Origin of the sequence: Yersinia sp. 1252 StPb PI (assembly GCF_048593885.1) — a bacterium.
Lineage (GTDB): Bacteria > Pseudomonadota > Gammaproteobacteria > Enterobacterales > Enterobacteriaceae > Yersinia > Yersinia enterocolitica_E.
Genome location: NZ_JAZGQE010000009.1, coordinates 1 through 14,516, shown reverse-complemented (window position 1 = coordinate 14,516; position 14,516 = coordinate 1). Strand labels below are relative to the sequence as shown.

The following is a 14,516-nucleotide window of genomic DNA, read 5'->3' as shown; positions in this document are numbered from 1 at the left end:
TACATTAATTACCCAAAGTCATCGGCGTTGCAGCAAGGCAGCAAATGAACGCATCCCGATGAGCTTACACAGTCAAGTGATTCGGGTAAGTGAGTGCCGCTAACGCCGCTGCGGCGTCAAGACCGCAGGGTAAATTTATACAGCCTCTAATCGGGCGTAAGCCGCGACCAACCACTTAATCCCCTCTCCGGGGAAAGCGATTTGCAACCGGCTGTGTTCGCCGCTACCTTCCAGATTAACCACGGTACCTTCACCAAATTTAGGGTGACGCACCCGTTGACCCAGTGAGAAACCACTGTCATTTTCATTCATCGGCGTCCCCATATTGCGGTGGTTAACCGGGCGAGAAACCGTTGCACGTAGCCGTACTTCTTCGACGCATTCCTGCGGCAGTTCGCCGATAAAGCGGGATGGCCGATGATTCACCTCTTTGCCGTACAGACGGCGGCTCTCTGCATAGCAAAGAGTCAGTTTCTGCATCGCGCGGGTGACCCCAACATAGGCCAGTCGGCGCTCTTCTTCCAAGCGGCCACCTTCATCCAGTGACATCTGGCTCGGGAACATCCCCTCTTCCATACCCACAATGAACACCTGTGGGAACTCCAAGCCTTTCGCGGAATGGAGAGTCATTAATTGCACTGCATCCTGATAAGCATCGGCCTGCCCCTCTCCCGCTTCCAGCGCCGCATGAGACAAAAATGCCTGTAGTGGCATCAGATCCTGATCTTCATCCTGATAACTGTATTGGCGGGTCGCATTGACCAACTCTTCAAGGTTCTCAACGCGCGCCTGACCTTTTTCACCTTTTTCTTGTTCGTACATCGACCACAAACCGGAATCACGAATCACCCGGTCACTTTGGACATGCAACGGCATATCCGCCGTTTCATGAGCCAGGGAGTCGACCAGCTCAACAAACCGTTGCAGTGCAGAGGCTGCGCGGCCTGCCAGCACTTTTTCCTGCAACATGGCACGGGTTGATTGCCACAGCGTTAGCTGACGGTCACGGGCGGTTTGGCGCACCACATCTAAGGTACGATCGCCAATACCGCGAGTAGGTGTATTGACCACTCGCTCAAAAGCAGCATCATCATTACGGTTGGAAATTAGCCGCAAATAAGCCAGTGCATCTTTAATCTCCTGACGGTCGAAGAAGCGCTGACCGCCATAAATACGGTACGGCATCGCGGTCTGCAATAGTGCTTCTTCCAAAACGCGCGATTGGGCGTTGCTACGATACAAGATGGCACAATCATTCAGAGCACCACCGTTGTCCTGCCAGGCTTTGATGCGGTTAACCACAAAGCGCGCCTCATCCAGTTCGTTAAAGGCGCAATAGAGTGAGATCGGTTCGCCTTCGGCACCGTCCGTCCACAGATTTTTCCCCATGCGGCCATCATTATTGGCAATCAGGGTATTTGCTGCCGTCAAAATATTGCTGGTAGAACGGTAATTCTGCTCCAACCGGATGGTTTCAGCGCCGGGGAAATCTTTCAAAAAGCGCTGGATATTTTCCACCTGCGCCCCACGCCAGCCATAGATTGATTGGTCATCGTCACCGACAATCATCACATTAGAACGGTCGCCTGCCAGCAGACGAATCCAGGCGTATTGGATATTGTTAGTATCCTGAAACTCATCCACCAAAATGTTGGTGAAGCGTTCACGATAATGATTAAGAATATGGGGTTTGTTTAGCCACAATTCGTGTGCTCGCAGCAACAGCTCGGCAAAATCCACCAGACCGGCGCGGTCACAAGCTTCCTGATACGCCTGATAGATACGCAGCCAGGTGGCTTCAACCGGATTGCCATAGCTCTCAATATGCTGTGGTCGTAATCCTTCGTCTTTTTTGCCGTTGATGTACCACATCGCCTGACGCGGTGGCCATTGTTTATCATCTAAATTCAGTGCTTTAACCAACCGCTTTAATAACCGTAGCTGGTCGTCGCTGTCGAGAATCTGAAAATCCTGCGGCAAGTTGGCATCCATATGGTGAGCGCGCAGCAAGCGGTGCGCCAACCCATGGAAAGTCCCAATCCACATTCCGCCCTGACTGGTGCCAATCAAGTGTTCAATACGGTGGCGCATTTCGGCCGCCGCTTTATTGGTGAACGTCACTGCGATAATTGAGTACGGAGACGCATTTTCTACTGATAACAACCAGGCAATGCGATGAACCAGCACCCGGGTTTTGCCACTGCCTGCACCGGCCAGGACCAACAGGTTGCAGCGTGGCGCAGCCACGGCTTCGCGTTGTTTTTCATTCAGGCTGTCGAGCAGATCAGAAACGTCCATAGGCACCGTTTATCGGGTAAGGGAAAATAGCGAAATCGCCGAGTATTCGGGTATTTTGCCACCATTCCACTGTGAATTTATACAGATTTATTGCAGGGGATTATAGCAATGCTGTCAGGGAAGCCAACTGAGAAATCTCAATATGTGGCAATAAGCGGCTATCACTGGCCGTCATCAGGTTCTGCTGACGGTCATTAATCCAGCAAGCCTGCATACCGCAACGTAGCGAGCCGGCGACATCGGTAGTCAAATCATCACCCACATGCAGAATCTGTTTGAGTGGGATATCCAGATGGTTTGCCGCTTTATGGTACATATCGCGAAAAGGCTTGGCACGGCCATGGGGGCCGGAACGCAGCACAAACTGGAAGTATCGATCCAGACCACAGGCTTTAGGATCGGCATTGCCATTGGTGATAGCCACCAGCGGATAATGCTCCGCCAGCGCGCTCAAAGTGTCATGGGTGGCCGCTGGCACATAAATACGGCTACGCCATAGGGCAAAATTCTCCATGGCTGCATCAGCGCCACATTGCGCCTCAGACTTACTTAAGCCATGACGTATCAGGCCCAGTTCAATCGCATGCCAACGCCACTGGGTAACATCGTGGTAGATGCCTGGGTCCTGCGCCAGCAATTCAGCGCGAAAACGGTGAAAATCAGCGGCCTGTAACTGCGCCAGATTGGGATGATACTGCTGTAAGAATGCCACCGACTCTTGTTCAGTGCGGGTAATCACTGGCCGATTATCATACAGGGTGTCATCCAAATCGAAGCTAATGGCGGAAATACTCTCGAGTGGGCGATAAAAATGCATCAGGATTTGCCTCGTTTGGCGCGTGGATGAGCAGCATCATACACTGTCGCCAGATGTTGAAAGTCGAGATGAGTATAAATTTGTGTGGTCGTCAGATTGGCGTGGCCCAGTAGCTCCTGCACCGCGCGCAAATCACCACTGGATTCCAACATGTGAGTGGCGAAAGAGTGGCGCAATTTGTGTGGGTGAATATGGCTGCTGACACCTTGCTTTACACCCCATTCGGCAAAGCGTTTTTGCACATTGCGCGCTGAAATTCGCTTACCGGTATTGGCTAAAAAGATAGCATCGTCAACAGGTTCAAATAACTCGCGCAGTTCCAGCCAATGCTCTAACCAGGTCACTGCGGTCCTGCCAATCGGTACTTTACGCTCTTTACTGCCTTTCCCCATCACCCAGACTTCACCGCTGGCTAAATCTACGTGTTTGCAGTTCATGCCAACCAGTTCGGATAGACGCAAACCCGCGCCATACATCACTTCCAGCATCGCCCGATCACGGACCGCCAAGGGATCATTGAGGTCGATATCCAACAGTTTATCGACCTCATCGACATCGATGTTTTTTGGCAGATGGCGGCCTGAACGCGGTGTACTCACCCCTTTTGCGGGGTTGGCCTGCAATACGCCCTGACTCACCAGCCAATCAAGAAAGCTGCGCAAAGCTGAGAGGCGCAGCGCAAGGCTTGAGGAATGTAAACCGGCACGTTTACTGCGAGAAACCAGTGACCGCACCTGAGCCGCGTCAAGCTGCTGCCAGTGCGCCAGGCCCATTTGCTCGCCCATTTCCATGAGTGCCTGTAGCTGGCGTCGATAACTGGTAATAGTCAGTGGACTGAGCTGACGCTCAACTTTGAGATAACGCAAGAAAGCCTCTACCTGCGGGGCAAGTGAGGCACTGAATTCGGTCATACCGGCTCTATCCAACGCTCCAGCAGGCTCGGCAATAACGTCGATAACTGATTCAGCATCACGGTACCCATGCCCTGCTGATAATGTTGCGTATCACGGCTGCTGAAGATAATGACACCTAGATCGCCATCTTTGCCCAGTAACGAGAGTGCGACCGACCCTACCTGCTTGGCCTGAGGCAATAACAACAGCAGTTCCGGCCCGTTCAAACCGCCCAGATAATGGTTATCGCTCCCCAAACGCTGAATACGTAGTGGCTCGAAGGCGTGACGGGCAAGTGCCAAATGGGTGAAATCAGACGGCGCACCAATATGCCAGCGGTCACTGAATAAGCGCACATTAGCACCTGCCAAGCCGAAGTCGCGTGCCCAGCGCTGCAAGCGATTAAGCATATCTTGCAAGCTGCTGGCCGCAGCCAAATTGCTTTGTAGTTGCAGCAAGCGATTAAACAACACTTCATTCAAGCCCGCCTGCTCCATTAGCAAGGTGATCTCTTCTTCCAACTGACCAATCTGATTACGTTGTCGCCCTAGCTGCCACTCCACCAGCGAGACACTGCCGCGAACAGGATGAGGAATATGCATCTGTTCGACCAGACGGGCATTGCGGATAAAAAAGTCAGGGTTTTGCAATAAGTACTGCATGACAGCATCGTCGTCCAACTCGATGCCAGCTAACGCCTGCTCCTCATAACTTTTCATTTAATACCCGCCATAATGAATATTTATACCCTAAATAATTCGAGTTGCATGAAGGCGGCCAACACACATGCAGCTTGAAGTACGACGGGTATACTATAAATGAATGAAGCCATCATACACATGTGTTGCCGGCCCGGTCATATACAGTGGGTGGCCCGGCCCTTTCCAACTGATATGCAAGCTGCCACCTGGCAGTTCAACATGAACCTCTTCAGCCAACAACTCTTGCTGGATCCCCACCGCCACTGCTGCACAAGCACCGCTACCACAGGCTTGCGTTTCGCCAGCACCGCGCTCATACACCCGTAAGTGTATATGCTCGCGGCTAACCACCTGCATAAAACCAATATTAGCCCGTTCGGGGAAGCGCTCATGGCTTTCCAATACTGGACCCAGCAAGGCAACATTAGCAACCGAAACATCATCAACCTGCATCACACAGTGAGGATTGCCCATTGATACCACGCCGCACAACACCGTATGTTCCGCCGCGCGTAAAATGTAGGTTTTCTCTGCTTTAGTTGCTCTGAAAGGCACCGTTTGCGGGTCAAAATTGGGTTCGCCCATATTGACACAAACCAGCTCGTCTTCAGTAACACTCAATATCATGCGGCCAGTTTGGGTACTCACACTGATATCACGTTTATTGGTCAACCCTTTCAACCGAACAAACCGGGCAAAACAACGTGCACCATTGCCACACTGAGAAACTTCGCTGCCATCGGCATTAAAAATACGGTAGTGAAAATCCAGCTCAGGATCATAAGGCGGTTCAACCACCAGCATCTGATCAAAGCCCACGCCAGTGTGCCGGTCTGCTAATCGACGAATTAACTCCGGCGAAAAGTAAACATTTTGGGTAACTGCATCGACAACCATAAAGTCGTTGCCAAGACCGTGCATTTTGGAGAACTGCATTTCATACTCCGCTGACTTTCATTTACCGGCTAAATTTGGCACGGGCAAATTAAATACTGACTCAATCTGGCTGCGATAAAAATAATTACTGCGGCCCGGCAATAGATTTTGTCTGGTTGGTACCTGACAGGTCCTGCTGGTTTCGCTCTACCTGACCACTATCCGGTTGCGCGGTTTCTACTTTTGGTTTGTCAGCGGGTGGAAAATATAACGGGCCTTTCAAGCCACAACCCGCCAGTGCGAATACCATCATCGCAGCCAGCGGCCAACATAATTCTTTTTTCATTTTTAACGCCTGTAAATTGTTTTAGCACCTATTATACCCAAAGAATCTGGCGTTGCAGGTTGGCCGCAAACGAATCCCAATGCGCTTACATCGGTAATTGATTCGGGTGAGTGCACACTGCTAACCCCTGCGGCTTCAAGTATGAAGGGTATAATCGCATTAATACTTGTGATTCATGCGTTCATGCTCTCTATAATCGCAGGTGGATCATGAAAAGCAATAGGAATCGAATATGAACGATAGCGAGTTTCATCAGTTAGCCGATCAATTGATGCTTTACATTGAAGAGACACTGGATGGTTTTAGCGGCGATAGTGATGTCGATTATGAAACCAATGGCGGGGTGATGACCCTGACATTCGAAAATGGCAGTAAGATTGTTATCAACCGCCAAGAGCCACTGCATCAGGTATGGTTGGCGACTAAAGCAGGTGGTTACCATTTCAATTATCGTGAAGGCCACTGGTATTGCTCACGCAGCGGCGAAGAGTTCTTCGCCAAATTATCGCAAGCGGCTAGCGCGCAGGCGGGTGAAGAGGTGAGTTTTATCTAGTCGCATGCGGCTTCAAGGACACAAGTCATTCCCCAAAGTCATTGGAGTTGCAGGTAGGCAGCCAGCAAACGCATCCTGATGAGCTGACTCAAGTCAGTGATTCGGGTAAGAGCGTGCAGCTAACACCCCTGCGGCTTCAAGGACACAAGTCATTCCCCAAAGTCATTGGAGTTGCAGGTAGGCAGCCAGCAAACGCATCCCGATGAGCTGACTCAAGTCAGTGATTCGGGTAAGAGCGCGCAGCTAACACCCCTGCGGCTTCAAGGACACAGGGGAAATTAATGTAACTGCAACTGCTGCGCAGGCTGGCTTGGCTCTTTGTCGACGATATATAGATGGGATAACGTGTTGCTGCGAAAAGGGATCACTTGGGTACGGCCATCTAATTGCACAATTTGGTAGAACTGCGGCAGGTTGAAGTTAATAAAGCTGGAGCCGTAGGTAAAACGGTCGTGAGACGATGAATAAAAACGGCTGACATCTCGCACCAACTCCTCTTTACTGCCCTCGCAGTGGTGATAAACCTCAACGCGGTTTGATTCATCCAAAATATAAATGTTAAAGCCTTTTTCATCTGCGGTGCCTTCGAAGAAGAACTGAATGATCCCTTCGCTGGCAAAACCGTCCACCACTGGCGGCAGATGAATTTGATCGGTTTCTACCTGAATCGATAACCCATGCAGTTTGTTATTAGAAATCGCACCGTAAAATTCGACCGCATTTTCCAATTTTTGAACGGAAACACTCAGGCGTTCAAAGAACAAACCCCAGGTCTGGCCGGAAACTCGTACCGCTTTAAAACGGCCCGGTTCCTGACGGGTACTGGATAAGCGCAACTCAATACACTCGGAAACCAACTGCTGAATGCGGGTACGAATCAAACCACGTAAATGCTGGCTGTAACAGAACACATCCACTGACTCCGGCGGCGCCGCATCCTGATGCATTTTGCCTAAAATGGTTTTCAATGCTTCCAACACCGCCTGCTCACCACTGAAATGCAAGGTTCGCACTTCATTCCAGGAGTTGCGGTACAGCAAATCGATACTGCCCACCAGACACTGCTGCTGCTCGCCAAAACTGAATACATCCAGTTTACGGAAATCAAAATGCACCACCTGATTGCGGAAAGCCGCTGTCGGGTCATGCTCTAAATTGACGATAATCGCCAAATGGCGAATCTCACACGGGCTATAGAGTGCTTTAGGTGTCGGTGCAGGCAAGCGCAACGGGAAGTGGTGAGAGATATCCGTCACCAATTCTTGCAATTTCACCGTATCGCACAGATTGGCGCTTTTAATATGTAGCCGTGTCTTGCTGGTCAACAGGCCGTTGAAATAGGCCCAGGACACCAGTTTGTTCAGGTAACGGTTATATTCCAGCGGCTGGTGACTCACAATCGCATCCATAGAGGGCGCTTGATTATATAAGTACCAACCCGCGCGGTTAGCACGGCCTGCCGGAACATGAATGAAAGTCAGATGTTCTTCCGATAAATCCGGTGAAATTTGCGGGTTAACCAGCGTCACTTTGCCAGGTAAAGCTTCAAATGCCGCGTACAGTTTACGGGTCAAAACGCCGATATCCTGCGGACTGGCACTGACACTCAGATTGTTGCGCCGCGCGAAACGGATCAAATTGCGATAACTCTGCATCATCGCATCCAACAGTTCGTTATGCGCTTCACGTACCCGCTCAATCTTCCAGTTAGCACGGTTATCCAGCACCGCCAAACTCTCGTCACTCCAGCCCCATTCACTGACCAGTTGGCTGAGAATTTCACGCCGCCAGCCGACACTCGCCGGGCTACGGGACAGTTTTTCGCACACTTTCAGATAGAAACAACGCCGCACCAAATTCAGACGGGTGGTGTCATTGATTTGGGTCAGATAGCGAGTGACGCGATCAAGCATCATGCAATAAGCATCAAGACCGAAAGCCACAATTTCACCGGCATGCAGGCGCTGTTTGATCTCCATCGCCAGCAATTGAGAATTGGGGTATTCCCACGAATACGCTTCCAGCAATAAGGTTTTCAGCACCGCCTTATAGGGCGAATCGATACTTTTATACAATTGCCACAAACTGGCACCGAAATACTCTTCGGCTGACAGGGTGCTCAAACCGCCCAAATCCAGCCACTCATTCGGTGTTAATACGCCCTGCGCATAGAGCGACAGTACGTAATCGTCATAATTATTTTCTTCTTCGACCGGAACCATATTCCACAGAATACGTTTCCCTGCCAGGCGAACCGCGCTGCGGTAAAACTCATCCAGCAATAATATGTGTTGGGTTGAACCGCAATCTTCGCCCCCCAAGCTGCCACTGGCATTATGGCGGAAACGGTTTTCATCTATCAGGAAGAAGCTGACTTCAACACCCATTGATGCAGCCCATTTTTCCAGCAGACTGCATTTTTGTTGCAAACGGTTACGCTCTTCAGAATCGAGCCAGGCCTGATGGCACACCCAAACATCAAGATCTGAAGTATGGCATTGCCCAATGGAGGAAGTGCTACCCATAGAATAGACGCCGGTAATCGGCAGTTCGCCGCCGACACTCTGTTGCAAAGGTTCGCCCCACTTGGCTTCAACCTCAGACAGATAATCCTGTTGCGTTTCATTGGACGTAAAAAGGCAGACGCCATGGGGAACGTTACCATCAAGGTAACCCGGCATCAGTGGATGATGATAATGTAGTAGGGTCGGTAGCAGACTGTAGACCTTTTGGAAGGCTGGCCCCATAGCCGCCAAGGCGCGATCGACTCGTAATTGGTTGATCGCATCCAGTCGCTGTTTCAGTGTCTCGATGTAGAGGTACAAGACGTCTCGCCTGGTTATTCCGGTGCTTAGAATTGTTCCGGTGCTTAGAAAAAAACCCGCGTCCCAGATTCGTTTATTACTTTTTTTGACTTTCAGCGAAAAATGTACTTTTTGTTGTACTGACCAAAAAACATTTTGTTTGAAGACATTTTGTTTGAATAACAATTAACGAATTATTGCTGGAAACGTGATCAATCTAACACCTTGCCGATTGACCGTAAAGCTATCCCTACAATTGTAATGTCTATCTATACCTTTCTTAGCTGACATTCACAGGTAGGTTGGCTGATAACGACGCCGTGGTATTAGGGAAGAAGTTATCCCGCCATGTATTTGTTACAATAGCTGCTTTCTTGTGCTCTTATCCGTCGTCTTCATGTGGCTATCGCACTGACAGCATTCACTGGTCAATGATAGGATGGGCCGCAAAATATAAAACGGTAACAAGCAATGTTAGACAAAATTATTCGAATTGCCACGCGACAAAGCCCGCTCGCCTTATGGCAAGCACATTATGTTCAACATTTACTGCAAGCCAATCATCCCGGCTTGCAGGTTGAGTTGGTCCCAATGGTTACCCGTGGGGACATCATTCTGGATACCCCACTGGCAAAAGTCGGTGGTAAAGGCTTGTTCGTCAAAGAGTTAGAGCTGGCCCTACTGGAAGATCGCGCGGATATCGCCGTCCACTCCATGAAAGATGTGCCCATCGCCTTCCCTGAGGGCTTGGGTCTGGTCACCATTTGTGAACGCGATGATCCACGTGATGCTTTTGTAGCGCCACATTTTGCTCATCTCGATGATTTACCTGCGGGCAGCATCGTCGGCACCTCCAGCCTGCGTCGCCAGTGCCAATTGCGCGAGCGTCGCCCGGACCTGATTATCCGCGACCTGCGGGGTAATGTAGGCACTCGCCTTGCCAAGCTTGATAACGGCGATTACCACGCGATTATACTGGCGGTTGCGGGCCTCAATCGCCTGGGGCTGGCATCGCGGATTCGCTACGCCATGCCCGCCGAGGAGTCGTTACCGGCTGTCGGTCAGGGTGCCGTCGGCATTGAATGCCGCCTGGATGACGATTTTACCCGCCAACTGCTGGCACCACTCAATCATCGTGCCACCGAGCTGCGAGTATGTGCCGAGCGAGCCATGAACACCCGTCTCGAAGGAGGCTGTCAGGTGCCGATCGGCAGCTATGCTGAGTTAGAAGGCAACACGCTGTGGCTCCGTGGATTAGTCGGTGCGCCGGATGGCAGTGAGATCATTCGCGGTGAGCGCCGAGGACCGGCGGAGAATGCAGAGCAAATGGGGATTGAGCTGGCCGATGAGTTACTATCACGTGGTGCGCGCGCAATATTGGCCGATGTTTATCAGGATACCCCCCCACTATGACCATTTTGGTAACCCGTCCATCTCCTGCTGGAGAGCAGTTAGTCAGTCGCCTGCGTGCGCTGGGCCGGGTTGCCTATCATGCGCCATTGATTGATTTCTCTCCGGGGGTAGATCTGCCTAAACTACCGGCATTGCTCCAAGAGATGCAAGCTGGTGATCTGGTATTTGCGTTATCACAGAATGCTATCCGCTACGCTAACCCACTGTTAAAAAGAAATAACCTGTTATGGCCAGCACAGTTATCTTATTATGCTATTGGCCGTACCACCGCATTGGCATTGCATACTGCCAGCCGTTTGCATGTCACCTTCCCCCCGATGGGGGAGACCAGCGAGATGCTGTTATCATTACCAGACCTGCAAACACTGTCCGGTAAAAAGGTGTTGTTACTGCGCGGTAATGGCGGGCGGGAACTGCTAGGCGAAAGTCTGGCACAGCGAGGAGCGGCAATTACCTACTGTGAATGTTATCAACGCAGCCCCATCTTTTATGATGGCAGTGAGCAAAGTGCGCATTGGCAACGTGCGGGGGTCAATATTCTGGTAGTGACCAGCGGCGAAATGTTACAACAGATCTATACTTTAGTTCCTGATTACTATCGTTCTTCGTGGCTGCTACGCTGCCGCCTGGTTGTAGTGAGTGAGCGTTTGGCTGCCCTGGCCGCCCAAATGGGCTGGCGTGATACCCGGGTGGCAGAAAATGCGGATAATGACGCGCTGATCCGCGCGCTACAAGACTTTCAATAAACCTGAAACCTGACTATGGGATGCCCAATATGACGGAACAAAATACCCCATCCGCACCAGTGGAAGAGACAACCACTGCGGTTGAGAGGCACCAACAGCCAGAACCTGAAGGCCGCCGGGAGAAACGAACCGGCCCAATTCTGGGTGCCATTGCTATTGCATTGGCTATCGCGCTGGGTGCCGGGCTTTATTATCACGGACAGCAGCAGGCTCAGTTACAAGATGTGGCGAATATCGCGCTACAAGAACAGTTGGCTGAACTAAAACAGAGCCAATTGCAGGAAAAACAGCAGCTTGAGTCATTACTACAACAGCAAGGCAAAGCGCTGGAAGCAGCAGATCGTCAGCAAACCTCGCTGATCCGCCAACTTAACGAATTACAGGAAAAAGTCGCCACTATTTCGGGTAGCGATGCCAAAACATGGCTACTGGCACAGGCGGATTTTCTGGTGAAAATGGCTGGGCGCAAACTGTGGAGTGATCAGGATGTCGCCACCGCAGCGACTTTACTGAAAAGTGCCGATGCCAGTCTGGCTGACATGAATGACCCAAGTCTTATCGACGTACGCCGCGCACTCACCGAGGACATCAGTACCCTTTCAGCGGTAAGCCAGGTGGATTTTGACGGCATTATCCTCAAACTAAATCAGCTGTCGAATCAGGTGGATAATCTACGTTTGGCTGATAACAATACCGATGATTCGCCGATGGATGCCGATAGCGATGAGCTATCCAGTTCATTAGCCGAATGGCGTCAGAATCTAACCAAAAGCTGGCACAGCTTTATGTCTGATTTTATTACTATCCGCCGCCGTGATAGCAGCGCAGAGCCACTGCTGGCACCGAATCAGGATGTTTATTTACGCGAGAATATTCGCTCCCGCTTGCTGGTCGCGGCTCAGGCAGTCCCTCGCCATCAAGACGAAGTGTACAAACAGTCACTGGAGACTATCTCCACTTGGGTTCGCGCTTATTTCGATGTGAATGACCCGAGCACCAAAGCTTTTCTGGATGAGCTAGAGAGCCTGAGTCAACAGTCAATCTCAATGGACGTACCTGATCAATTGAAGAGCCAGCCAATGCTGGAAAAATTGATGCAAACCCGGGTTCGTAACTTACTGGCACAACCGCCAGTTGCCGCTCAGGGGGAATAAGTATGCTGCGAGTTTTACTGTTATTCCTTATCCTGACCGCCGGCATCGTCCTCGGCCCCATGTTGGCTGGGCACCAAGGCTATGTATTGATTCAAACTGACAACTATAACGTTGAGACCAGCGTGACCGGTCTGGTGATTATATTGGTGCTGGTATTGGTCGCGTTCCTTATCATTGAATGGATACTGCGCCGTATTTTCCGCACCGGTGCCCGTACCCGTGGTTGGTTTATGGGCCGCAAACGCACCCGCGCTCGTAAGCAAACCAAAGCTGCATTGATCAAACTAGCCGAAGGGGATTTCAAGCAGGTTGAAAAGTTGCTCACCCGTAATGCCGATCATGCTGAACAACCGATGGTAAACTACCTGCTGGCTGCGGAAGCTGCCCAACAGCGTGGCGATGAATTCCGTACCAATCAATATCTGGAACGAGCAGCAGAAGTTGCTGATACAGATCAGTTGCCGGTAGATATCACCCGAGTGCGCATTCAACTGGCGCAAGGCCACGTTCATGCGGCCCGCCATGGAGTGGATCGTTTATTGGATCAAGCCCCACGTCACCCAGAAGTGCTGCGTCTGGCTGAACAGGCTTTCCTGCGTACCGGTGCTTACAGTTCATTGCTGGAAATTTTACCCGCGATGAGCAAAGTGCAGGTCCATACACCAGAAGAAATCGCCGCATTGGAGCAGCAAGCTTATATTGGCATGATGAATCAATGTATGGCGGAAGAAGGCAGTGATGGTCTGAAACGCTGGTGGAAAGATCAAAGCCGAAAAGTCCGCAATGAGATCCCGCTGCAAGTCGCACTGGCAGAACACCTAATTGAGTGTGACGATCATGATGTCGCCCAGCAAATCATTCTGGATGGCCTGAAGCGTCAGTATGATGAGCGCTTAGTACTCCTGATCCCACGCTTAAAATCAGGTAACCCAGAGCCGCTGGAGAAAGCATTGCGCCAGCACATCAAGCAACATGGCGCGACCCCGCTACTTAATAGCACCTTGGGCCAACTCATGCTAAAACACGGTGAATGGGAGAAGGCCCACGAAGCCTTTAAAGCAGCGCTTGAGCAGCGTCCAGACGGTTATGACTATGCATGGTTAGCTGATGCCCTGGATAAACTGCATCGCCCTGAAGATGCAGCGCAGGCGCGTCGTGAGGGGCTACTGTTGACCTTGCGGCAGAATGGGGAATCGCTCTGACCATTAGCAAAACAGCAATCTAAAGGCTCCTACGGGGCCTTTTTTCTGCTCCTGATTCGGGGGACAAATCTGTCGGGAGCAGATTTGAACGCTGCCTGCAGCGGCCTCAACGAAGCGAGGCCCACGGATGGACCGAGTAACTAGCGCAGCTAACAACCCTGCGGCTTCAAGTAGCAAAGAGTACCCAAAGTAATTGGAGTTGCAGGTAGGCAGCCAGCAAACTCATCCCGATGAGCTGACTCAAGTCAGTGACTCGGGGAACAAATCTGTCGGGAGCAGATTTGAACGCTGCTTGCAGCGGCCTCAACGAGGCGAGGCCCACGGATGGGCCGAGTAACTAGCGCAGCTAACAACCCTGCGGCTTCAAGTACGAAGGGTATGCAAAAAAAAACGCTTGCCGGAAAGGCAAGCGTCTAAAATTTTCAGGTCTACAGACAACAATGTCGGCGCCTCACTCAACGTTATGCCCGGTATGTGATGAAGATATTCGACATCGTTTACATGGACAATAGGCACCCTAAAATCGGCTCTGCATCATCTCTGGGTTTATGAAGCTAATTTGGCTATAACACCACGCTATCATAATAAGTGAGATGAGCATCTACAGGGTAGATATTGCACTTAGCGTGCCAACTCCATCTAACCGAGAGCAATTTCATCTAATTACCCGCGAGTAAGCGTTTAATCAACTGATAAATAATAAATTTATTTTC

General features: G+C 50.9%; 12 protein-coding genes. 5 read left to right on the top strand and 7 right to left on the bottom strand.

What is annotated here, in order from left to right; genetic code table 11:
* Positions 1-135: 135 nt before the first annotated feature.
* The 6 genes from uvrD to lptM all read right to left on the bottom strand — a co-directional run bounded on the left by uvrD (position 136) and on the right by lptM (position 5,931).
* On the bottom strand, positions 136-2,298 hold the full coding sequence (gene uvrD / locus V2A85_RS02580) for a DNA helicase II (RefSeq protein WP_420070851.1): 2,163 nt from the start codon (positions 2,296-2,298) through the stop codon (positions 136-138).
* 100 nt (positions 2,299-2,398) lie between these two features.
* Positions 2,399-3,115, bottom strand: coding sequence for a 5-amino-6-(5-phospho-D-ribitylamino)uracil phosphatase YigB (gene yigB / locus V2A85_RS02575; RefSeq protein ID WP_420070850.1), 717 nt, complete (start codon positions 3,113-3,115; stop codon positions 2,399-2,401).
* Positions 3,115-4,026 (bottom strand): tyrosine recombinase XerC, encoded by a 912-nt coding sequence (gene xerC, locus V2A85_RS02570; RefSeq protein ID WP_372560069.1) that lies wholly within the window; start codon positions 4,024-4,026, stop codon positions 3,115-3,117. Before xerC ends, yigB begins: the two co-directional genes overlap by 1 nt.
* A complete protein-coding gene (locus tag V2A85_RS02565) occupies positions 4,023-4,727 on the bottom strand; it encodes a DUF484 domain-containing protein (protein ID WP_083161909.1) in 705 nt (234 codons plus the stop codon). Before V2A85_RS02565 ends, xerC begins: the two co-directional genes overlap by 4 nt.
* Positions 4,728-4,820: 93 nt before the next feature.
* Positions 4,821-5,645, bottom strand: a complete 825-nt coding sequence (gene dapF / locus V2A85_RS02560; protein ID WP_372560070.1) for a diaminopimelate epimerase — start codon at positions 5,643-5,645, stop codon at positions 4,821-4,823.
* An 85-nt stretch (positions 5,646-5,730) separates the two neighbouring features.
* Positions 5,731-5,931, bottom strand: coding sequence for an LPS translocon maturation chaperone LptM (gene lptM / locus V2A85_RS02555; protein WP_083161905.1), 201 nt, complete (start codon positions 5,929-5,931; stop codon positions 5,731-5,733).
* 232 nt (positions 5,932-6,163) lie between these two features.
* On the opposite strand from lptM, the gene cyaY reads away from it, so the two are divergent.
* The gene (gene cyaY / locus V2A85_RS02550) at positions 6,164-6,484 is read left to right on the top strand and encodes an iron donor protein CyaY (RefSeq protein WP_083161903.1); all 321 of its coding nucleotides are present in this window, start codon (positions 6,164-6,166) and stop codon (positions 6,482-6,484) included.
* A gap of 278 nt (positions 6,485-6,762) precedes the next feature.
* Here the strand turns inward: cyaY and V2A85_RS02545 are convergent, their stop codons facing one another.
* The gene (locus V2A85_RS02545; RefSeq protein WP_372560072.1) at positions 6,763-9,309 is read right to left on the bottom strand and encodes a class I adenylate cyclase; all 2,547 of its coding nucleotides are present in this window, start codon (positions 9,307-9,309) and stop codon (positions 6,763-6,765) included.
* A 450-nt stretch (positions 9,310-9,759) separates the two neighbouring features.
* Here V2A85_RS02545 and hemC point away from each other — a divergent pair, with 450 nt between their 5' ends.
* The 4 genes from hemC to hemY are packed head-to-tail and all read left to right on the top strand — an operon-like array spanning position 9,760 to position 13,803.
* The gene (gene hemC / locus V2A85_RS02540; protein ID WP_372560073.1) at positions 9,760-10,701 is read left to right on the top strand and encodes a hydroxymethylbilane synthase; all 942 of its coding nucleotides are present in this window, start codon (positions 9,760-9,762) and stop codon (positions 10,699-10,701) included.
* Positions 10,698-11,447 carry a uroporphyrinogen-III synthase gene (gene hemD, locus V2A85_RS02535; RefSeq protein WP_372560074.1) on the top strand — a complete coding sequence of 250 codons (750 nt, stop codon included), beginning with the start codon at positions 10,698-10,700 and terminating at the stop codon, positions 11,445-11,447. The genes hemC and hemD overlap by 4 nt, the downstream gene beginning before the upstream one ends.
* 29 nt (positions 11,448-11,476) lie before the next feature.
* Positions 11,477-12,601, top strand: coding sequence for a uroporphyrinogen-III C-methyltransferase (gene hemX, locus V2A85_RS02530; protein ID WP_083161894.1), 1,125 nt, complete (start codon positions 11,477-11,479; stop codon positions 12,599-12,601).
* 2 nt (positions 12,602-12,603) lie between these two features.
* On the top strand, positions 12,604-13,803 hold the full coding sequence (gene hemY, locus V2A85_RS02525) for a protoheme IX biogenesis protein HemY (RefSeq protein ID WP_083161892.1): 1,200 nt from the start codon (positions 12,604-12,606) through the stop codon (positions 13,801-13,803).
* Positions 13,804-14,516: the final 713 nt, after the last annotated feature.